General features: G+C 68.2%; 20 protein-coding genes. 6 read left to right on the forward strand and 14 right to left on the reverse strand.

The genetic code is table 11. The features are described from left to right. Positions 1-628 precede the first annotated feature (628 nt). The 4 genes from BS329_RS09055 to BS329_RS09070 all read right to left on the reverse strand — a co-directional run bounded on the left by BS329_RS09055 (position 629) and on the right by BS329_RS09070 (position 6,286). Positions 629-1,603 carry a glycine betaine ABC transporter substrate-binding protein gene (locus tag BS329_RS09055; RefSeq protein WP_076157904.1) on the reverse strand — a complete coding sequence of 325 codons (975 nt, stop codon included), beginning with the start codon at positions 1,601-1,603 and terminating at the stop codon, positions 629-631. A gap of 27 nt (positions 1,604-1,630) precedes the next feature. Next, positions 1,631-4,048: an ABC transporter permease subunit gene (locus tag BS329_RS09060; protein WP_076157907.1), complete on the reverse strand. Its 2,418-nt coding sequence runs from the start codon at positions 4,046-4,048 to the stop codon at positions 1,631-1,633. A 258-nt stretch (positions 4,049-4,306) separates the two neighbouring features. Further along, positions 4,307-4,792, reverse strand: coding sequence for an NUDIX hydrolase (locus BS329_RS09065; RefSeq protein ID WP_076158214.1), 486 nt, complete (start codon positions 4,790-4,792; stop codon positions 4,307-4,309). Between the two features lie 303 nt (positions 4,793-5,095). Then, positions 5,096-6,286, reverse strand: coding sequence for a zinc-dependent alcohol dehydrogenase (locus BS329_RS09070; protein ID WP_076157910.1), 1,191 nt, complete (start codon positions 6,284-6,286; stop codon positions 5,096-5,098). Between the two features lie 155 nt (positions 6,287-6,441). Here BS329_RS09070 and BS329_RS09075 point away from each other — a divergent pair, with 155 nt between their 5' ends. After that, positions 6,442-6,909 carry an SRPBCC family protein gene (locus BS329_RS09075; RefSeq protein ID WP_076157913.1) on the forward strand — a complete coding sequence of 156 codons (468 nt, stop codon included), beginning with the start codon at positions 6,442-6,444 and terminating at the stop codon, positions 6,907-6,909. A gap of 237 nt (positions 6,910-7,146) precedes the next feature. Here BS329_RS09075 and BS329_RS09080 read toward each other — a convergent pair whose 3' ends face one another. From BS329_RS09080 to BS329_RS09105, 5 genes are all read right to left on the reverse strand, one after another. Continuing rightward, positions 7,147-7,413 (reverse strand): hypothetical protein, encoded by a 267-nt coding sequence (locus BS329_RS09080; RefSeq protein ID WP_076157915.1) that lies wholly within the window; start codon positions 7,411-7,413, stop codon positions 7,147-7,149. A gap of 68 nt (positions 7,414-7,481) precedes the next feature. Then, positions 7,482-9,758 carry a catalase/peroxidase HPI gene (gene katG, locus BS329_RS09085; RefSeq protein WP_076157918.1) on the reverse strand — a complete coding sequence of 759 codons (2,277 nt, stop codon included), beginning with the start codon at positions 9,756-9,758 and terminating at the stop codon, positions 7,482-7,484. 23 nt (positions 9,759-9,781) lie between these two features. Then, positions 9,782-10,207, reverse strand: a complete 426-nt coding sequence (locus BS329_RS09090) for a Fur family transcriptional regulator (protein ID WP_076158217.1) — start codon at positions 10,205-10,207, stop codon at positions 9,782-9,784. 518 nt (positions 10,208-10,725) lie between these two features. Beyond that, positions 10,726-11,481 carry a 5'/3'-nucleotidase SurE gene (gene surE / locus BS329_RS09100; RefSeq protein WP_244197074.1) on the reverse strand — a complete coding sequence of 252 codons (756 nt, stop codon included), beginning with the start codon at positions 11,479-11,481 and terminating at the stop codon, positions 10,726-10,728. Continuing rightward, positions 11,466-12,389 carry a PfkB family carbohydrate kinase gene (locus BS329_RS09105; protein ID WP_076157921.1) on the reverse strand — a complete coding sequence of 308 codons (924 nt, stop codon included), beginning with the start codon at positions 12,387-12,389 and terminating at the stop codon, positions 11,466-11,468. The genes surE and BS329_RS09105 overlap by 16 nt, the downstream gene beginning before the upstream one ends. 102 nt (positions 12,390-12,491) lie before the next feature. Between BS329_RS09105 and BS329_RS09110 the strand changes: the two genes are divergently transcribed. The 4 genes from BS329_RS09110 to BS329_RS09125 are packed head-to-tail and all read left to right on the forward strand — an operon-like array spanning position 12,492 to position 17,010. Continuing rightward, positions 12,492-14,789, forward strand: a complete 2,298-nt coding sequence (locus BS329_RS09110; RefSeq protein ID WP_244197075.1) for a phosphoketolase family protein — start codon at positions 12,492-12,494, stop codon at positions 14,787-14,789. Continuing rightward, complete coding sequence (locus BS329_RS09115) at positions 14,786-15,871, forward strand: acetate/propionate family kinase (protein WP_341866323.1); 1,086 nt, start codon at positions 14,786-14,788, stop codon at positions 15,869-15,871. The genes BS329_RS09110 and BS329_RS09115 overlap by 4 nt, the downstream gene beginning before the upstream one ends. Before the next feature lie 29 nt (positions 15,872-15,900). Then, the gene (locus BS329_RS09120) at positions 15,901-16,539 is read left to right on the forward strand and encodes an endonuclease (RefSeq protein WP_076157927.1); all 639 of its coding nucleotides are present in this window, start codon (positions 15,901-15,903) and stop codon (positions 16,537-16,539) included. Positions 16,540-16,581: 42 nt separating this feature from the next. Continuing rightward, on the forward strand, positions 16,582-17,010 hold the full coding sequence (locus tag BS329_RS09125; RefSeq protein ID WP_076157930.1) for a DUF4383 domain-containing protein: 429 nt from the start codon (positions 16,582-16,584) through the stop codon (positions 17,008-17,010). 540 nt (positions 17,011-17,550) lie between these two features. On the opposite strand, the gene BS329_RS09130 is transcribed toward BS329_RS09125, so the two are convergent. From BS329_RS09130 to BS329_RS45120, 3 genes are all read right to left on the reverse strand, one after another. Then, positions 17,551-17,760: a hypervirulence associated TUDOR domain-containing protein gene (locus BS329_RS09130; protein ID WP_076157932.1), complete on the reverse strand. Its 210-nt coding sequence runs from the start codon at positions 17,758-17,760 to the stop codon at positions 17,551-17,553. A gap of 436 nt (positions 17,761-18,196) precedes the next feature. Next, positions 18,197-18,634, reverse strand: coding sequence for an SRPBCC family protein (locus tag BS329_RS09135; protein ID WP_076157934.1), 438 nt, complete (start codon positions 18,632-18,634; stop codon positions 18,197-18,199). Next, entirely contained in the window at positions 18,631-18,759 is a 129-nt protein-coding gene (locus BS329_RS45120; RefSeq protein ID WP_279628133.1) for a hypothetical protein, read from the reverse strand. Before BS329_RS45120 ends, BS329_RS09135 begins: the two co-directional genes overlap by 4 nt. Positions 18,760-18,830: 71 nt before the next feature. On the opposite strand from BS329_RS45120, the gene BS329_RS09140 reads away from it, so the two are divergent. Beyond that, complete coding sequence (locus BS329_RS09140; protein WP_076157937.1) at positions 18,831-19,082, forward strand: hypothetical protein; 252 nt, start codon at positions 18,831-18,833, stop codon at positions 19,080-19,082. Here the strand turns inward: BS329_RS09140 and BS329_RS09145 are convergent. Together BS329_RS09145 and BS329_RS09150 are read right to left on the reverse strand one after the other, a co-directional pair. Beyond that, entirely contained in the window at positions 19,079-19,837 is a 759-nt protein-coding gene (locus BS329_RS09145; protein ID WP_076157940.1) for a GAF domain-containing protein, read from the reverse strand. The two genes, BS329_RS09140 and BS329_RS09145, sit on opposite strands and share 4 nt — an antisense overlap. 20 nt (positions 19,838-19,857) lie before the next feature. Continuing rightward, the gene (locus tag BS329_RS09150) at positions 19,858-20,574 is read right to left on the reverse strand and encodes an ANTAR domain-containing protein (protein WP_244197076.1); all 717 of its coding nucleotides are present in this window, start codon (positions 20,572-20,574) and stop codon (positions 19,858-19,860) included. Positions 20,575-21,303 lie beyond the last annotated feature (729 nt).

Consider the following 21,303-nt stretch of genomic DNA (forward strand, 5'->3'; position numbering starts at 1 on the left):
GATGGGGTTCAGAACGGTGGTGGTTCGTCGGCGCGAGGTGTTCGCTCGCGGGGTTCGTGAAGAGGCGGTGGCGCGCTGTCGTACCGCTGCCCAGCCGGGGTGGTGACGGTCAAGGTGCCGTCGGGGACGAGCTGACAGCTCCAGCCGGGTTCGTCTTTCAACTGGTGGTCCCGGCGGCAGAAACAGCACTTGCCCGGACAGCGGATCGGTGACGATCCGGCGCAGCACAGTGTTCGACCCGGTCCCGGGCCCAAGCACATAGATGCCGTCGCAGATAGCCCGCACCTCAGGAGACAGGTGAACCGGCTCCGGCGCCGGGGTCTGGGTCTCCTGTAACGACCAGTTCCAGCGAACCTGGGTAAGCCCAAGAGAATTACGAGACCCAGTGTCGGGATTCGTCAGCTCGCGACTCGAGTTCGCCCAGTCGCCCCTCACGTGTCGCGAAAGCCACTTTCGCGACATCTGACGTCCCGAAAGTGGCTTTCGCGACACATCAAGTCCGGCCCTGTCGGCGAACTCGGGCACTGACGGGACCACGAGCGGCGGCGCAACGATTCACCGATGGGCGGCCAGATTCCCGTATCAGCCGGCCACATCCGGCTCGTCGCCTGCCGAGCCGCTGGCGGGTTCAGCTGATGAAGCCCGCCGACTTGAGCCAGTCGCGGGCGACCGTGGCGGACTTCTGGCCGTCGACGCTGACCTTCTTGTTCAGGTCCGTGAGCGTCGCGGTGTCGAGCTTCGCGGCGATCGGCGTGAAGACCTGTTCCAGCTGCGGGTACTTCTGGGCGAGCGGAGTGGCGATCGTGATCGCGGGGTTGTACGTCGGGAAGAAGTGCTTGTCGTCCTCGAGCACGGTGAGGTGCTGCGCGGCCACGCGCCCGTCGGTGGAGGCGACCGAACCGAAGCCGCAGGGGTCTCCCTTGCCGATGCTCGGGTAGACGACGGCGTCGTTCAGCAGGTGCACCTGCGGGTCGGGCAGGGTGAACCCGTAGGTCTTCGCCAGGCCGGGGAAACCGTCGTCCCGGCTCTTGAACTCCGGGCCCATACAGGTCGCGGCCGCGGCCGGGTCCCGCTTCACCAGGGCCGCGTAGTCGGACAGCGTCTTGACGCCGGTCCGGGCCAGTGTCGCCGGGTTGCCGGCGAGGGCGTAGGTGTCGTTGGCCGGCGAGCGTGCCCACCAGGTGACGCCGTTGGCGGTGTCGGCTTGTTTGACGGCGTCGTACTGCGCCTGCGGGTCGCTGATCGGTTTGGTCTGGTTGAGGTAGCTGATCCAGGCGGTGCCGGTGTATTCCCAGTACAGGTCGACCGCGCCGCTGGTGAGCGCCTGGCGGACGTTGCTCGAGCCGGTGATGTTGGTCTTGTCCTCCGGGCTGGCCCCGGCCGCTTGCAGTGCGACGAGGGCGATCTGGCCGAGCAGCAGCTGCTCGTCGAACTCCTTGGAGCTGACGCGGATCCGGGCACCGTTCAGCGCGTCGATCTTCTTGATGGATCCCGCGCCCACCTGGGCACCGGTCTCGTCCTTGCCGATCGTGCAGCCGGTCGCGAGCGCCGCTGCCGCGAGGAGCGCGAGCGCGGCGGCGGTCGTGCGCTGGAGCATCCGCATGGGTTGGTCCTCCTTGAATTCGTCGAGCTACATGCCGCGCGGGTGCAGGATCTCCTCGGCGACCAGCCCCAGCCAGTCGACGAAGAGCGCCAGCGCGGCGACCATGATGCCGAAGGTCAAGCTCAGGATCGGGCGGTACAGCCCGATCCCGGCGACAAGCCCGCCGCCGAGACCGCCTGCGCCGATGAACGTCGCCAGCGTCGCGCTCGCGACGGTGAGCACCAGCGAGGTCCGGATCCCGGCGAGAATCACCGGGACGGCCAGTGGCAGTTCGATCCGCCACAGGATGGCCGTCTTGCCCATGCCCATGCCGCGCGCGGCGTCGACGAGGGTCGGGTCGACGCCGTCGAGCCCGACGATCGTGTTGCGCAACACCGGCAAGGTCGCGTAGACGACGAGCGCCGTCACCGCCGTCGCGGTGCCCGTGCCGATCCAGAGCGCGAGCAGCACGACGAGCCCGATCGACGGGATCGCCTGGCCGAGATTGCCCAGCCCCAGGCCGATCGGCCGGGCCCAGCGGGCGCCGGCGCGGGTGAGCAGGATGCCGAGCGGGAGGGCGATGGCGATCGTGCACACCGTCGAAATCAGGGTGAGCCGCAGGTGCGCGCCCAATTCGGTGAGGATCTCGTCGGCGTTGAGGAAACGCTGTTCGATCGAGTCGAGCGGGTGCGCACGCACGATCATGAAAAGCGCCAGCAAGGCGAGGGTCAGCAGGACCGGGCGCACCAGCAGGCCGATCCGGCGCCGACGAGGCCGCGCGGGCGCCCTGGGGTCCGGATCCGGCTCAGGCACCTCCTCGGCGTCCGCGATCGCGGGCGCCTCGTCGGCGGGCCTCTCGTCGGCGGGCCCGAGCGCCGCGACGAGGCTGGGCACGTCGCACACCCCCAGCGGCCGCGCGGGGCCGTCCCCGGTGACCGTGACCGCGGTGCTGCCGGTCCGCACCATCACGTCCAGCACGTCCCGCAGGGTGGCGTCGGGCCGGACCGGAGGCAGGCCGTCCGGCGCGGCCGCCGTCCGCAGTTCCAGGTCACACACCCGGATCAGCGCGAGCCGCTTCAGGTTCCGCTTCGAGCCGACGAAGCTCGCGACGTAGTCGTCCACCGGCGCGGCGAGGATCGCCTGGGGCGTGTCGTACTGAGCGATCACCGACCGCGGCCGCAGCACGGCGATCCGGTCGCCGACCTTCACCGCCTCGTCGAAGTCGTGCGTGACGAACACGATCGTCTTGCGCACTTTCCGTTGCAGGCGAAGGAATTCGTCCTGCAGCCGGGCGCGCGTGATCGGGTCGGTGGAGCCGAACGGCTCGTCCATCAGCATGACCGGCGGGTCCGCCGCCATGGCCCGCGCCACACCGACGCGCTGCTGCTGACCGCCGGAAAGCTCACGCGGATACCGGACGCCGTGCTCGCGGCTCAGGCCGACGACGTCGAGCAACTCGCGCACACGGCCCGCGATGCGTCGCCGGGTCCAGCCGAGCAGCCGCGGCACCACGCCGATGTTGGCGTCCACCCGCAGGTGCGGGAAGAGCCCGACCTGCTGGATGACGTAGCCGGTGTTGCGCCGGTGTTCGTCGAGGTCGAGCGCCGACACGTCGGTGCCGCCGATCGTGACGACGCCCGCGGTGGGCTCGACGAGCCGGTTGATCATCCGCATGGTCGTCGTCTTGCCGCATCCCGACGGACCGGTCAGCACGACGATCTCGCCCGCGGGGATGCGCATCGTCAGACGTTCGACCGCCGGTACCGTTTGCCCGGGATAGAGCTTGCTGACGTCCCGCAGCTCGATCGTCTCACCGCCCATTCCGGCGGCTTCCCCCGACGTCGCCGGAGGCGCCGCTCGGCGGGCACGGGGACGTCGCCGGGTGGTCAGCTTGCCGACCACCACGAAGGCCAGGTCGAACAGCAGCGCCAGCACCATGATCCCGAGCGTTCCGGTGAGTACCTGGTTCAGTGAGTTGACCGAGCCGAACCGGCCGAGCCCGTCGAAGATCTCGTTGCCGAGGCCGGGGCCCTTGACATACGCGCCGATGGCCGCGATACCGATCGTGATCTGCGTCGAGACCCGGATGCCGGACAGGATCACCGGCCAGGCGAGCGGCAGGCGCACGCGAAACAGCAGCCGTACGCGGCCGAACCCCATACCGCGCGCCGCGTCCACCACGGCCGGATCGACGCCACGCAACCCGACGATCGTGTTGCGCGTGATCGGCAGAAGTGCGTAGAGCACCAGTGCGAACAGGACGTTCGTCAGACCCAGCCCGAACGGGCCGATCAGGATGCCCAGCAGCGCGATCGACGGAACGGTCAGGAACGCCGCCGTCGTCGTGGTCGCCATCGCGCCGAGCCACTGTCGCCGGTAGGTGAGCAGGCCGATCGTCATGCCGACCAGCACGGCCAGTGCCATCGCCGCCAGGGTGAGATCCACGTGCAGGATCGCGTCGTTCACGACGTCGATCCAGTTCTCTCGGAGGTACTCCCACAGGCTCAGGGCGCCGCTCCTCGACGTCGCAGGGCAGAAAACAGCCGACCACGCCAGGTGCGGCCGGGTCTCAGCCCAACATGTCCGCGGGGCTCCTGTCCACAGCTCGACGTAAAGATTCGGCACGGCCCGACCCGATCGCGCCCCGGATCCTGGTCAGCCCGCGCACGCAACCTCGGACGCCCCGTCGTCCGCGCTTCGCGGCTCGACAGCACGACCGGCAATTCAGCCGGCAGATGATCGGACCACACGCCTGGCGATCTCCGCGTCCAGCGGGCTCATCTCCTCGCTCACCGGTTCCGACGGCGGCCACCATCGAAAGTCCAGCGCTTCATCGTTGACGGTCAGCCGAGGCACGACCTGGAGCCGAACCCGATACACGGCCAGGAATTCCCGGCGCCCCGGCTTCGTGAGATCGAACTCGGCCACGGCGGCGAACGACAGATCCACCCCGTGGACGCCGGTCTCCTCACCCAGCTCACGTACCGCGGCCTCGCGTGGGCTCTCACCCGTCTCCCGCATCCCGCCCGGAAGCTCCCACTGCCTCCGCCTGCTGTCGAACATCATCAGAACGGCTTCCGCGTGGATGACGACAACCAACGAAGCGGGCACGACCACCCGCTTGACCAGACGCCCCAACTCCTCTTCCGTGACGAAACGAAACTCGATCAAGGTGTTGCCGGCACGATCACAGATCGGCAGTTCAACCATGACGTCATTCCACCGCACTACCGACAGGATGCACCCGAGGCGGCCGCCGCGCATCGACCGCTTCGCGGCATGTGAGTGCGGTTTGCGGCTCAGAGGTGGGCGTCCGGGTGACACCATCCGGTGAGACGATTCGTGATGTCCAGCACATGATCTTCAGCGGGATCCTCGTAGTGTCGGTTGCTGCCGACCGTCGTCCGAGTCACCCAGGCGCGGTACCCGTCGGGTCCTCGCCGAACGCGGCAAGACGCCGGGATCACCGGGTATTGCCAGCCGCCGAAGACCTCCGGCGAGAAATCCGATCGGTCAAGCCGTCGGCTGAAGCAGGATCTTCTGGGCACCGTCGAGCTTCTTCTGGAAGATCTCGTACGCCCGGGGTGCGTCGGCCAGCGGAAGCTTGTGCGTGGCGAACCCTTCGACACCGAGCGGGTCGTCGTCGGCGGTGAGGACCGGCATGATGTCGTCTATCCATCGACGGACGTTGGCCTGTCCCATCCGCAGCTGGATCTGTTTGTCGAACAAATCCATCATCGGGATCGGGTCGACCATCCCGCCGTACACTCCGGACAACGAAATCGTGCCGCCGCGGCGGACGCTGTCTATCGCGGCGTACAGCACGCTGAGCCGGTCGATGCCGGCCTTCTCCGTGATCTTGGCTCCCACTTGCCGCGGCAACAACGCGACCAGGTTCTGCGCCAGCCTGCCCACCGGCGCCCCGTGCGCTTCCATCCCCACCGCGTCGATCACCGAGTCCGCGCCACGACCACCGGTGAGCTGCCGGATGCCGTCGCCGATGTCCTTGTGGTCCCGCGTGTCGAGCGCGATGACACCATGTTCCCGGGCGCGCGCCAGCCGCTCGGGCACCAGGTCGACTCCGATGACCTCGCGAGCACCTTGGTGGCGGGCGATCCGGCAAGCCATCTGCCCGATCGGGCCGAGGCCGAACACCACGACAGTGCCGTCGTGCGGGATGTTCGCGTAATCGACGGCCTGCCAAGCGGTCGGGACCACATCGGACAGATAGACGAACCGCTCGTCCGGCGGGCCGTCCGGAACCTTGATCGGCCCGTACTGCGCCTGGGGGACCCGCAGGTATTCGGCCTGCCCACCGGGCACTTGCCCGTAGAGCTTGGTGTAGCCCAGCAACGCCGCGCCCTTGCCCTGATCGGTCACCTGGGTGGTCTCGCACTGCGATTGCAGGCCACGGGTGCACATGTAGCAATGGCCGCAGGAGATGTTGAAGGGTACGACCACCCGGTCGCCGGCTTTGAGCCCGCTCACTTCGGACCCGACCTCTTCGACCACACCCATCGGCTCGTGTCCCAGGATGTCCCCTTCGGTCATGAACGCCCCGAGTACCTCGTACAGGTGAAGATCGGAACCGCAGATGCCGGTGGAGGTGATCCGCACGATCGCGTCCGTGGGAACCTCGATCTTCGGGTCGGGCACCGTGTCGACGCGCACGTCGCGCTTACCGTGCCAGGTGACTGCCTTCATGGTGCTCCTTTTCCGTGTACGCCTACTGAACGCCCTCCGGTTTCCCTTCACGGCCGAGAGCAAACCCACAAGAAGTTCATGGTTCGTTTCAACCGCGGGAGGCCGGGTATCCAGCGGGCGAACAGGAAAAGCGGACCCGCCCCAGGAGGCGCTTGATGAGCACGATCACCAAGTCCGTCGACGTCGAGGCACCGGTCAGCGACGTTTACAACCAGTGGACTCAGTTCGCCGAGTTCCCGCGGTTCATGGAAGGCGTGGAGCGAGTCGAGCAGCGCGACGACACGCACACGCACTGGACCATCACCGTCGCCGGTGTTTCGAAGGAGTTCGACGCCACCATCACCGAACAGCACCCGGACGAACGGGTCGCATGGAAATCCGATGACGGCCCGAACCACGCCGGTGTCGTCACCGTGCACCGCATCGACCAGCACAAAACCAGGGTCACCGTCCAGATGGACATCGACCCCGAGGGCTTCGTGGAGAACGTCGCCGACAAACTCGGCATCCTCGATCGGCGCGTCCAGGGTGACCTCGACCGGTTCAAGACTTTCCTCGAGAACCGGGACGGCGCCGAGACAGGCGCGTGGCGCGGCGACGTTCCTCGTCCAGGGCAGTCCTGACCTTTTAGGACCACCTCACCAAAAGCAGGGTCGTTGCCCGACGACAAGGTGAGGTCGGCGGCCGGTTCTCACGATCCGGGCCGTTTGCACGGATGTGGCCGGTTCCGTACACCAGGAACCGGCCACATCGCTGCCGCACCCGACGAGGGGTGCCGCACAGAATTTCAGAGCGTGAAATTTTCGGGCTGGACGGTGTCACGCCGAAACTCTGACCGTCCACAGTGGCCTTTCGGCGGTTCAGGTAGCGCCCTGGCCGGTCGCATCCGGGGGCGCGGCCTGCGCGAGCTTCTTCGTCACCTCGTCCACCTTGCTTTTGAGAAGCAGGTCGTTCTCGAGCAGGCCGAGGAGTTCGCTCTCGTCGATCTCCAGGAGCTTCCCGGTGATCTGTCCCGCCAAGATGGGCTGATGGCCCTGCACGAGGGGGAACAACGCCTCACCCAGCCGCACCTTTTTCTGCGTGGGACTCAGCCCGGCGAGCGCTTCGGCAGACAATTCGGCGGACACCGCACACCCTTTCCCTCAAGGCCCGGCCGATCGCTCGTGGATCGGCCGGGCCCGTTGGCGAAGCCGGCTCAGGCGAGGTCGAACCGGTCGAGTTCCATGACCTTGGTCCAAGCCTTCACGAAGTCGGCGGTGAACCGCTCGCGGGCGCTCTGCCCCGCGTAGACCTCGGAAAGCGCCCGCAGCTGGGAGTTGGAGCCGAAGACGAGGTCGACCGCGGTGGCGGTCCACTTCACCTCGTCCGTGGCCACGTCACGGATTTCGTACACGTTCTCCTCGGACTCCGACACCTTCCACCGCGTGCCCGGTGAGAGCAGGTTGGTGAAGAAGTCGTTGGTGAGCACACCGGGGCGGTCGGTGAAGACACCGTGCCGGGTGCCACCGGTGTTGATCCCGAGAGAGCGCAGACCGCCGGTGAGGACGGTCATCTCCGGTGCGGTCAGGTCGAGCATGTAGGCGCGCTCGACGAGCAGCACCTCCGGCTGGAGCTTTTCACCGGCACGCAGGTGGTTGCGGAACCCGTCGGCGCGCGGTTCGAGGAGCGCGAACGATTCGACGTCGGTGTCGTCCTGCGTGGCGTCCGTGCGCCCCGGGTGGAACGGCACGGTCACCTCGTTGCCCGCGTCGCGAGCCGCCTTCTCGACGGCGGCCGAACCGGCCAGCACGATGAGGTCGGCCAGCGAGATCTTCGCGCCACCGGCGTCGTTGAATTCCCGCTGGATGCCCTCCAGGACCTCCAGGACACCGGCGAGTTGCTCGGGCTCGTTGACCGCCCAGGAGCGCTGCGGCTCCAGCCGGATCCGGGCGCCGTTCGCGCCACCGCGTTTGTCGGTGGACCGGAAACTCGCCGCGGACGCCCACGCCGTGCCCACCAGCTGGGCGACAGGGAGACCGGAGTCGAGCACCTTCGCCTTGAGCGCGGCGATGTCGGCGTCGCCCACGAGTTCGTGGTCGACCTCCGGCACCGGGTCCTGCCACAGCTGCGGCTCGGGAACCCACGGTCCCAGGAAGCGGCTGGCCGGGCCCATGTCGCGGTGCAGCAGCTTGTACCAGGCCTTGGCGAACGCCAGGGCGAACTCGTCCGGGTGCTCCAGGAAGCGGCGCGAGATCTTCTCGTACGTCGGGTCGACGCGCAGTGCCAGATCCGTCGTGAGCATGGTCGGCTTGTGCTTCTTGGCCGGGTCGTGGGCGTCCGGGATGATCGCCTCGGCGTCCTTGGCGACATATTGCTTCGCGCCACCGGGGCTCTTGGTGAGCTCCCACTCGTAGCCGAAGAGGATCTCGAAGAAGCGGTTGCTCCACTGCGTCGGCACGTCGGTCCACGTCACCTCGAGACCGCTGGTGATCGCGTCGGCGCCCTTGCCGCTGCCGTGGCTGCTCAGCCAGCCGAGGCCTTGCGTCTCGATCGGGGCGGCCTCGGGCTCCGGGCCCACGTGGTCGTCGGCGATGCCGGCGCCGTGGGTCTTGCCGAAGGTGTGGCCGCCGGCGATGAGCGCGACGGTCTCCTCGTCGTTCATCGCCATCCGGGCGAAGGTCTCCCGGATGAAGTGGGCGGCCGCGGCCGGATCAGCGTTGCCGCGGGGCCCCTCGGGATTGACGTAGATGAGGCCCATCTCGGTCGCGCCGACGTCGGGCACCATCTCGCTCTCACTGGAGTAGCGCTCGTCACCCAGCCAGGTGTCTTCAGGACCCCAGAAAATCTCCTCGGGTTCCCAAACGTCCTCGCGGCCGAAACCGAAGCCGAACGTCTTGAAGCCCATCGATTCCAGGGCGACGTTGCCGGCGAGCACGAGCAGGTCCGCCCACGAGACCCGCTGCCCGTACTTTTCCTTGACCGGCCACAGCAGACGACGCGCCTTGTCGAGGTTGGCGTTGTCGGGCCAGCTGTTGAGCGGGGCGAATCGCTGCCCGCCGTCTCCGGCCCCGCCGCGGCCGTCGTGGACGCGGTAGGTACCCGCGGCGTGCCAGCTCATCCGGATCATCAACCCGCCGTAATGGCCGAAGTCAGCGGGCCACCAGTCCTGCGAAGTGGTGAGGACCTCGGTGATGTCCCGTTTGAGGGCCTCGACGTCGAGCTTGGCGAACTCCTCGGCGTAGCTGAAGGTCTCCCCCAGCGGGTTGGCCTTCGACGAGTGGACGTGCAGCACCGAGAGGTCGAGCTGGTTGGGCCACCAGTCCTTGTTGGTGCGCGGCCGCCCGCCCGACTTCGGCGTCGGCGAATCGATCGCCGGATTCTCGCTCTCACTGCCGTGCGAGGTCACCGAATCGGGGGCCACCGGGCAGCCCGCCGCCGCTTTGCCGTCCACGCCCTGCGCGCTCGACGGGACGTTGTCGTGGGTGTCGCTCATCTACTTCCTTCCAAAGCGGCGAATCATTTCGGAACACTTTCGGTCGCGCACTCGGGGCAAACGCCCCAAAAGACGACCTCCGCCTCGTCGATCACATAGCCGTGGTCGTTCGATGCGGTCAGGCAGGGGGCGGGGCCGACCGCGCAGTCGACGTCCTCGATCGCGCCGCAGGAGCGGCAGACGACATGGTGGTGGTTGTCTCCGACCCTCGACTCGTAGCGGGCGAGCGCGCCGGCGGGCTGGATGCGCCGCACCAGACCGGCTTCGGTGAGTGCCCGCAGGACGTCGTAGATCGCCTGGTGGGACACAGTGGGGAGCTCGGATCTCACCCGCGCGATCACCGTTTCGGTATCGGCGTGCGGGTGTTCACGCAGGGCGGCGAGCACGGCCAGCCGGGGCCGCGTCACGCGTAGCGAGACCGCCCGTAACTGTGACTCGAAGTTGGACATCGCCACCGACGATAAAAGCTTTTCTGTAACTGGTCAAATCAACCGGACCGGCGATGCCCGGGTACCGGCTCGTCCGTCCCGGGCATCACCTCCGGCCCGCTACTGGGACAGACGGCTCGCCAGCAGCCGCTTGCCTTGTTCGGCGCCCTTGCGGCTCTCCGCCTGGGCACGGTGGAAGAAGCCGGCCAGTTCATCGTCTCCGTCGCGTTCCGCGTCCTTCGCGTAGTTTCCATCCGCAGCGCGTTGGAGAGGCAGGCTTCGGTGAACCAGATGAGGTTGTAGTGCTTGTCCTTCGTGCCCGTGACTTCGCCGGTCTCGGAGTTCGTCACCATGGGCTCCCTTCCTCGTGGAACCGACCGGGTACCCGGTTGACGGTGACTCATACGCGGCCGAACGGGTATCCCCCGTCATGACGAACCGTCGACCAGGCCCCTTAGGCTGGATCCGGTACGTCTACGGCAGTACGGTGCCCGAGCGTTACCGCGGCCGGAAGACCCAAGCCGCGGCGCGTTGCGCGATCACAGCGCCAGATCCGGATCCTCGGTGACCGAACGCAGCGCGGTCACGGTCGGGTGCCCTTCGGCCAGCAGCCGGGCGTCGCTGCCCGGCGGCAATTCGCCCTCCACGGTCACGGTGGTGAGAGTGAACGTGCCGCTCTCGTCGTTCTGGACATGGCTGCGCACGGACCCGAACTCGGCCAGCGGCGCGCGCTGCGGCGGACCCGCCTCGGCACGGTCGGGGACGTTGAGGTTCAGTGCCGTCCCCTCCGGCAGGCCCGCGAGCTGATCGAACATCTTCGCGGCGACGGCGACCGCGGTGTCCCAATGCGGCCGGGGGCGGGGATCCAATCCCACGTCGAGGGAGACCGCGAGGCTCCGCGCCCCGTTGATCGCCGCGGTGAGTGCCGCGCCGACGGTGCCGGAGTGCAGGACCGCGCGGCCGACGTTCGCCCCGCGGTTCACCCCCGACAGCACGACGTCCGGTGGTTCACCGAACGCTCCCTGCGCGGCAGCCAACGCGATCAGGCCGGGATGCGCGGCGACGGCATACGCCTGCACACCGGGGACTTCGGGCAGTTCCCGCCGCTCGACCGTCACGCGGCCTGCCTCGCCGGCGCCGGACAATCCCGCGCTCGTGCCGCTCGACTCCTCGGCAGGCGCGGCGATCACCACGGTCCAGCCGTGTTCCACGGCGCCGCGCGCGAGCGCGGCCAGCCCGGGTGCGTCGATGCCGTCGTCATTGGTGATCAGCGCACGCATCAGGATGCCTCCCATGGCTTCAACCGCACTCGTCCGGCGAGTTCCCGCACCGCCTCGTCGCTCCCCGAGCCGAGGCCGTGCCTGGTCACGTTGACCGCTCCCGCGGCGGCCCCCAGGATCAGCGCCTCTTCCAGCGACTTGCCCTGCGCCAGGCCGGCCGCGAGTCCGGCGGTCATCGAGTCGCCGCCGCCGCGGGTGTCCACCGGCGTCAGGTCGGGCGATTCCACCAGGACCAGCTTCCCCTCTACGAGGGCGAGCGTTTCCTCGGCCGCCCGGGACACGACGATCGCCCGGGCACCGCACGAAGCCAGCTCACGACATCCCGCCGCGAGATCGGCCGGCGAGTCCGAATCGGCGAGGCCGTCGGCGACCATCTCTTCGTGGCTGACCTTGATCACCGCGGGCCTGCCCTCGATCGCCTTGGCCAGCCGCTCCCCGGAAAGATCCACCACCACCTCGGTGCCCTGGGCGCCGAGGTCGCGAGCGAGCCGTTCGTACATCGAATGAGGCACCGGCACGTCGTCCTCGTCCGGGCCGCTGAGGATGGCGACCTCCGCACGCAGCCCCTGCACCAGGGTCAGTTCGTAGAGATCGTCCAGCTCATGCCGTGACAACGCGTCGGCGGGCATCCGCACGACCTCGTCGCGGTGACCGTCCCGTCGATCGTGCACGTAGGCGCCGTTGCGTGCGGCGACCTCCCTGACCTCGACGTCGACACCGATCAGATGCCGCAGTACCCGTCCGGTCTCGCCGCCGAGCGCGCAACACAACATCGCCCGCGCGCCGAGCGCGTCGATCATCCGCGACTGCCACACTCCCTGCCCGCCCGCGTGCACGTGGACGTCGGGCACACCCTCGATTTCTTCCACCGTCACCGTCAACTGCGGAGACGGCGCGAACACCGCCACTCGACCATCAGCCATATCCGCCGATTACCCACTTTGTCCGATTTCACCCAAGCCGTGTAGGCGGATCCTCCGGCGGGTAACCACCGCGGGAACCGGATCCAGCCGGAAGGAGTGAGCGTGGTCACGCGGATCGAGCCCGAAATCCTGCGCCGATACCGGCGGGCGTGCGACTATCTCGCCGGCGCGATGATCCACCTCAAGGACAACTTCCTGCTCACCGAACCGCTCCGGCCCGAGCACCTCAAGCCGCGGCCACTCGGGCATTGGGGCACCTGCCCCGGCCTGACACTCGTCTATGCGGGACTGAACCGGCTGGTGTCGAAGACGGGACAGCGGACCCTGCTGATCACCGGACCCGGTCACGGCGCTCCCGCGATCCACGCCAATCTCTGGCTCGAGGGCACACACGCCGAGTACGACCCGGCGCTCACCCTCGATGGCCACGGTATGGCCGAGCTGATCAAGCGGTTCTCGTGGCCAGGCGGCTTTCCCAGCCATCTGTCCCCCGAGGTCCCTGGCGTCATCCACGAGGGCGGCGAACTCGGCTACGCACTGGCTACCGCGTTCGGCGCGGCGTTCGACGACCCCCGCCTCCTGGTCGCGTGCGTCGTCGGCGACGGTGAAGCGGAGACCGGGCCGACAGCGGCCGCGTGGCACAGCCCGAAGTTCACCGGCCCCGGGGACGGCCGGGTGCTGCCGATCCTGCACCTGAACGGCTATAAGATCGCGTCACCCACGATCTACGAGGGCATGAGCGACGACGAACTCGTCGCCTACTTCATCGGCTGCGGCTGGACACCGCTTCTGGTCGACGTACGCGGTACCGACGATCCGGACACGCCACTCGCCGAAGCCTTGACCTCCGCGCACGGGATGACCGGAAAACGGCCACCGATGATCGTCCTGCGCGGCACCAAGGGTCTCGGGCTGCCCGCAACCGATCCCGGCGGGACGCCGCTCGAAGGAACGTTCCACGCTCATCAGGTTCCGTTTCCGGACGCCCTCGGCGATCCGGACGAGCTGGCCGCGCTCGAACGCTGGCTGCGTTCCTACCGTCCCGAGGAGCTGTTCGACGCCGACGGTGTCCCCCAAGCGGATCTGCTCGCCGTTCCTCCTGCTCCCGAGCTGCGGCTGGGGCGGGTTCCGCAGGCCAACGGCGGGAACCTGCGCCGCGAACTGCCGTTGCCGGAAGTCGGCAAGTTCGCTCTCGCGGTGGACCGGCCGGGCGATCGGGACGCGAGCGCGACCGAGGTACTCGGCGGCTGGCTGGCCGAACTGGTCCGCCGTGCGCCGCGGACGTTCCGGGTCTTCTGTCCCGACGAGCTGGAGTCGAACAAGCTCGGTGCCCTGCTGGAGGTCACGCGACGGCAGTTCGAGCCGGAGGTACCGGGCTACACCGAGCACCTCGGCACGCAGGGCCGGGTGACGGAAGTCCTGTCGGAACACCTGTGCCAAGGCTGGCTCCAGGGCTACCTGCTCACCGGGAGACACGGCCTCTTCCCCTGCTACGAAGCCTTTGTGTCCATTGTGGACAGCATGGTGAACCAATACGCCAAGTTTCTCAAGATGTCCGGGGAGGTCGACTGGCGGACCCCGGTGGCGAGCCTGAACTATCTACTCACCAGCGACGGCTGGCGGCAGGAGCACAACGGCTACAGCCACCAGGGGCCGGGCTTCATCAACCAGATGCTCACGAAGAAGGCCACCACCGCCCGCGTCTACCTCCCCCCGGACGCCAACACGCTGCTCGAAACGATGCACCACTGCCTGTCCTCCACCGATCTGATCAACGTCGTCGTCGCCGGTAAACAGGACGGGCCTCAATGGCTCTCGCCGGACGAAGCCCGCGCGCACTGCCGGGCGGGGGCGGCGATCTGGCCGTGGGCGAGCACTTCCGGTCCCGCCGACGTGGTCTTGGCGTGCGCCGGGACCACGCCGACCGTCGAAACGCTCGCAGCAACGCGCCTGCTCGCCGACCTCGCCCCGGACCTGCGGGTGCGCGTGGTGAACGTGGTCGACCTGCTCACGCTGAGCCCGCCGGACCGGCATCCGCACGGGATGTCCGCCGAAGCCTTCACCGAATGCTTCGGCGAAGACCTCCCAGTCGTCTTCGCGTTCCACGGCTATCCCTCGGCGGTTCACGAGGTCCTCCACGGCCGTCCTGGCGTACACCGCTTCCACGTCCACGGCTATCTCGAAGAAGGCACGACGACGACACCGTTCGCCCTCCTCGCGGACAACCGCATGACCCGGCACGACCTCGCCGCCGACGCGGTCACCCGGGCCCGCGGCTGGTCGTCCACCGGCGGCGATCTCGCCGGCGATCTCCGCCGACGGCGTGACGCGCTGCTCACCCTGTCCTATCGCGACGGTGAGGACCCCGCCGAGATCACCGGGTGGCGGTGGGCCCGGTGAAGGTACTGACGGTCAACCCCGGGTCGGGCAGTCTGCGCCTGCACGTCGTCCGGACCGAGGACGAGCACGTCCTCGACGCCGTGGAAATCGGCAAGCCCGCCGACGAGGCCGACGGTGAGATCGAGTCCTTTGTGGACCGCGTCGGCGAACTGGACGCGGTGGCGCACCGGCTGGTCCACGGCGGCCGGGATCTCGACTCCCCCACCGTCGTCACGCCTGCCGTCCGGACGCGGATCGCGGACGTGCGCTCGCTGGCACCCGAGCACATCCCGCATACCGAAGCAATGCTGGACAAGCTGACCGAGCGGCTGCCGGGCCTCCCGCACGTCGTCTGTCCCGACACGGCCTTCCATCGTGGCCTCCCGGAGGTGGCCCGCACCTATCCGCTGCCCGAGGCATGGCGGGCGCGATGGGATCTGCGCCGCTACGGGTTCCATGGCCTGTCTTACCAGTGGGCCTCGCGCCGGGCCGCGGAACTGCTGGAACGCCCAGCCGGGGACCTGAATCTGCTGATCGCCCATCTGTCGGGCGGCTGCTCCGTGAGCGCGGTGGCCCGTGGCCGCACTGTCGACACATCGATGGGTTTCACCCCGCTCGAAGGCACGATGATGACCAAGCGGTCGGGCGCCGTGGACCCGGGGATGCTGCTGTGGCTGCTGCGCGAAGGACATCTGACCGTCGGTGAACTGGAGGACGGGCTCTACCACCGCTCCGGGCTGCTCGGCCTGTCCGGCACGTCGGACGACACCCGCGAACTGGTCCGGCAAGCGCGCGACGGCGACGTCGCCGCCCGCTTCGCGCTCGCCGTGTTCGAGCACCGCGCCCGGCGTGAACTCGCCGCCGTCGCCGCGAGTCTCGACAGCGTCGACGCGCTGGTGTTCACCGGTGACATCGGCTGGGACCAGCCGGAAATCGCCGAAGCGGTCGCCGGTGGACTCGGTGTGCTCGGGATTTCCGGCGGCCTCGACGCCGGCCGCGACCGGGACGCGGTGATCAGCGATCCCGCGGCCTCCATCCCGGTGCTCACCGTTCGATCGCGCGAAGAACTCTCCCTGGCTCACGCCGCCGAGACGATCGCATGATCAGCGCGGGTAGCGGGTAGCCCTCGGTTATGAACGACGAACGCATCGTCCGACGGCTGCTCGAACACGCCGGGCCGACGTATGCCGCCGAAGCCGGGGTCAAGCTGGCCGACCAGCCCTCGCCGCTGTATCGGCTGCTCGTGCTCTCGACGCTGCTGTCGACCCGGATCAAGTCCGACATCGCCGTCGACGCCGCGAAAGAGCTGTCCAAGGCGAAACTGACCACTCCCCGCGCCATGGCGGACGCCCGCCGGCAACACCGCGTGGACGCGCTGGGCAGGGTTCACTACAAACGCTACGACGAGCAAACCGCGACGGCGCTCGGCGAGAGCGCGAAGGCCCTACTGGGCCGGTACTCCGGTGACCTTCGAAAGCTCCGCGAAGAAGCGGGGCGCGATCGGGACGGGATCACCGAACGGCTTCGGAAGTTCTCCAGGATCGGACCGGTCGGCGCGGACATCTTCTGCCGCGAAGCACAACTCGTGTGGCCGGAACTTCGGCCCTACTTCGACAAGAAAGCCCTCGACGGCGCGAAACGAGTCGGCCTTCCGACGGACGCCGATGCCCTGGCGCGGCTCACCGACGCGAAGAAGCTGGCTCCGCTCGCGGCCAACCTCGTCCGGGTCGCGCTCGACAAGGATCTGGCCGACGAGATCACCGGGGACTGAACCCGGCTCGGGCGCCAAACGTGACAAACGGAGGTGTTTCCCATGAACGAACGAACGGCCGAATCGTCCTTGCGGCCCGCGGTACTGGTGCTCGCACTGATCCTGCTCACGGTAGGTGTCCTCGGGTTCTTTTTCCTCCCCGAGGACAATCAGGCGGGCGAAAACACCCTGTGGATCTTCAGCGCCACGGGAATGCTCGACATCATCCGGACGGGCACCGGCGTTCTCGGCCTGACGGCCATGCTGAAACCCTCCGCCATCCGGGCCTACGGCTGGATCGTTTTCGTGGGTTTCGCCGGTTTGACCGCCTTCGGTGTGCTTTCCGCGGCAACGACCACGGCCGGTGACGCGGTGAACTTCGGCTGGGCCGACAACGTGCTCCACGGCTTGGCCTCGATCGGCGCGCTGGGCATCGCCCTGGTGTCCACCCGGAGCGCGAAACCGGCGGAGCAGGCGGAACGCCGGGCGTAGTTCGGGGGTCAGGGCCAAGAGTGTTCCCGGTACCTGCGGCGGGCGAGGCGGTCCGTGAGAAAGACCTGGAACACGCGCCGGGGACCCACCAGGTACGACGAGGGCGCGTGTACTTCAGACGACCAAAGTGCCGATGCCGCGTGGGTCGAGATGGTCATGAGTGGCGTTTCGGGTTCTCACCGAACCGCCACTCACGACCAAACCCGACCAGGCACGCCACCTTTACCCCTCCCCTCACCGTCCTTACCCGCTCACGGCTCACCTGGCCGTGTGGTGCGCATCCCTGGTGTCGCGAAAGCCACTTTCGGGACATCTGATGTCCCGAAAGTGGCTTTCGCGACACGGGCAGTCGGGGGTGGGGCGTTCGGGACGACGGTGATGCGAAAGCCTCATCCGTAACCTCACCGTTGAGAGCCCTGTTCGCAACACCTGTTCCGAGATCGAACATCAAGGGAGGGCGCGAGCACGCCACGGTTGACTTACCCCTCAAGAGATCCCGTATCGCCGCTCGCGACCGCCCCCGAATCCCGCAGTTCGAGGCTAGAGTTTCTCCAGCGCCTCGGGCTTGTGCACAGCCTCACCGCCACTCTTGTCGCTGCGCACCAGATACTGTGGCTCGTCACGAGACGCCCGGACGGTGCGACCGGCCGCCTCGGTGTCCGAGGTGATTTCTTTGAGCACCTCACCCACGGCTTCCCCGCCGTGACTGTTCCAGCGCACCCTGTCGCCCTGGTGAAATCGCTTCGTCATTTCTTCCTCCCGTGAATCGCGAGCACGACACACCACAGCACGAAATAACCGGGCACCCCATGCCGAATCAGAACCACCAGACCCATCAACAGGACCAGGGCCGTACCGATAGCCGTGAACAGGGACACCGCCCCGGCTGGACGAGCACGTCCGCCGCCGACCGGGATCCGCGGCGATGTCCCGCCAAGGATCGTCCTTTGGGGACATTCGCCGCCGGATCCCAGCCGTCCGGCGACGCCTTGCCGAGTTCGCGCCATTCGATCGGGGTGGCCACGCCCGCAACGAATACGGCCGACGAAATCTGCGCGTAACCATTCCGATTGGCGTCGCGGAACCGCGGTCTTTTTTCCCGGCCGCGCGCCGGAAGCCTTCGGCTCCGGGGTCTGGGTGCGGTCACGCTCCGCGCGGTAGTCGCCAGCCGATCCGGGCTCCGCCGTCAGTTCCCCGCCCAGCCGCCTTGCTGCTCGGCGGCGTCGACATCGGCATCGGCGGTCGCGGTGTGCGCCAGCGCGGCCACGGTCTCCTCCAGCCCGCGCTGGACCTCCGCGTCGTCGGCGTCGCGGACGCTGTGCAAGGTCACGGTGAGGCGGGACGCGGCCGGGCCGTCCTCGGCGATGGACAACTCGCCTTGGTAGTCGTGGGGCCCTTGTGCTCCCCAACGCAGGGAGCGGTTGCCCTCATCGACCTTCAGCCACGCCTCTCCCTCCACGTGTTCACCATGGACCTCGGCTTCGACGTGGACGGCATCACCGCCCTCCGGTTCGGCCTGAGTCAGCTGCGGGAAGTAGCGCGGCAAATTCCGCGGCTCGCGCAGGAACGCGAACAGCTCGGAGGGGGGCATCTCGATCGTGGCGGTGTGGCGATAGTCGGTCATGTTCCCGCGTACCCCGCGCCCCGTCCGCGAAACGCGCGGGCCGGGTGCTGGTCGAGCAGGCCGCTGTCGATGCGGCGATCGAGGAACGACACGGTCAACCGGCAGCACGTGGTCGCGTTCCGCACGCGACCGGATCCGCCAGACCACACGCGGGAACCACTGGCGTTCAGCGGCCGAGGAGAGGACGGTGGGGCATATGACCACTTCGGAGCCCGATTCATTCGCGAACGCGGCTTGGGTGGTGCGCGCACTCGAAAGGCGGGTGGCGGTGAACGAAGCCGTCGGCGTCTTGCGGGGATGGCAGGACTGTGATGCCGGGCAAGCGCTCGCCGACCTGACCGGTGACACCGGCCCGGCCGGACGCGACGCCGAGGCCGCCCGGATCGCGGCCGTCGTCAACGCCCAGGCCGACGGCACCGCCGACCCCGATTACGGGGGCTGGGCCTAGCGCCCCTCGACGAGGTCAGCGGGGCGGAGCGAGCCGTCCGTGATCGCTCCCGTGACCTCGCGCAAGGTACTGCCATGATCGGCGACGTAGTCCAGGATCGCGGCGCTCGCGGTCGAGGGGTCGAGATCGAGGGTTCCGGCGACCAGCCCGACAGCCTGGCCGTACTGGGCGCGATCGTTCAGCGCGGTGACCCTGGCTTCCAGGAACCGGTCCGCGCGGCGATCGCCGCGTTCCTGCACCAGCGCGAGCACCGCCAGATCCGACACCACCTGCGCCAGCTCCAGCTGCCATTGCTCCAGCGTCACTTCCACGCCGTAGAACAGGTTGAACCCGCCTACCGCGCGTCCATCCAGCTTCATCGGCACGGCGACCGCCGAGCGGTATCCCGCGGCGAGCGCGGCAGGAACGAAGTTGGGCCACTTCTCCCGCTTCGCCGCCAAATCGGGTGACGTGACCAAGGTGGCGAGCGCGATGCAGTCGACACAGGGCCCTTGATCGATCTCGGTTTGCAGCGACTCCAGGAACTGCACTCGCTCGTCCGAAGCGGCCACCACGTCCAGTCCGCCGCCCGCGCGCGCCAGCAGCACCCCGGTCGAGGTGGCCCCGAGCAACTCGGTACCCATCTCGGTGATCAGGCGCAGCACGGTGGCGTTGTCCGGCGTGCCGACCAGGCGGGTGGTGATGGCGGCCAGCGCACCGGTCAGATCGGGCGCGAGTGTGCCGGGATCTCCGCCGGACCTGCGGTGACGACTCATGTTTCCTCCAGCTCGGCGGTTCATTCGGCAAGCTCGTCCAGGACGATGCGCCGCTCCAGCACGTCACGGGCGACGTGCAGGATCGACCTGTTCCGGCCATAGGCATGAGCACGCAATCGGATGAACGCGTCATCGAGACCTATGTGCAACTGGGCGGCGAGCATGCCCGTGGCCACGTTGACATCTTGGAACGACCGCACCGGGTCAGGGGAGAACTCGTGCCCCTCCCCTTCCGCCTTCCGGGCGTGCCGCAGGAGCGCGGCGGCGCCGAGGTCCGCCGCCAACGTGGCGTCCCTGAGTTCGTCAGCGGGCAGGCCGCCGGTGCTGCGGCGGAACAGCTCCAGCGTGCCAAGCCGGATCGCGCCCAGCTGGAGCGGGAACGCGAACATCGCCACCGCTCCCTTGGCTAGCGCCGACTGGGCGAAGCCCGGCCAGCGCACCTGTGCGACGCTCAGATCGGGCACCAGTATCGGACTACCGAGGGTGAACGCCTCCACACCCGGCCCTTCACCGACGGTGTACTGCAGTTCCGCCAGATCGGCGACCCAGGAATCGCTGGCCCCGAGAACCTCTTCCGCGTGGGGGCCACCGCGCAAGGCGAGGGTCGCCGCGTCCACCTGGTCGAACGTCTCCACACACGTGAGACAAACCGTCTGCGCCCAGCCGTCCCGGCGGCCCGCCACTTCGGCGCCGGCGGCGATCGCGCGCCACAACGGCTGTCGTTGCCGCCCGTTCACCGTCGTGCCCCTTCACGCTGCGCACTCTTCCGGGAAGACCCCGGAAAAGCCACTTTACGAGATGACGCCCGAGTCGGCAGCCCCGCCACTGGCCACTCAGAGGCCAGTTGCGGAATCCGCCCGCCCGCGCGGATCGCGCCGAGCTACCGGTGGGTGAGCCGGTAGTCCTCGTCACGGATGCTGTTTTGGACGGTCACCCGACCACGAACTGGCCTTCGAGATCCAGCGCCTCTTTGCGAGCATGCCGATGCCAGGTCGTCGGGCGATTCTTCTTGCGCACGGCAGACCGCCGTCGGGGGCGGCGAACAGGCACGTGACTCCGTCGGCGCCGCCCGTAAGTGATCAGTGGCTTCGCTCGGCCCCTTTGATGAGGGCGAGCCGGAGCACCCCTGCCGCCGTGTGCACGATGGCGGCCAACAACCACCAAGTGAAGAACGCGAGAACCAGGCCGACAGCGAGCATCACTCCCCCGCCCAACTCGGCGGCGTCGTCTGGCTCTCGTTCTCGAAACCCGTTCGGTTTCACCCATCAGTTCACCCGGCCGTTGACCGCGGCCACGACGAGCGCCGCACAGCGCGTCAACGACACGCCCCTTTCCCGCGCCATCGAGTTCAAGGCGGCTCGCGCGGCTTGTTTCTCCAAGCCTTGCGCGGCAAGCACTTTCAAGGCCAAAGCGACATCGTCACCATACGGCGGGGAATCGGGTCGGACAGGCATCGCGGACCTCCG

The organism is Amycolatopsis coloradensis (assembly GCF_001953865.1).
In the GTDB taxonomy this organism is placed as follows: Bacteria; Actinomycetota; Actinomycetes; order Mycobacteriales; family Pseudonocardiaceae; genus Amycolatopsis; species Amycolatopsis coloradensis.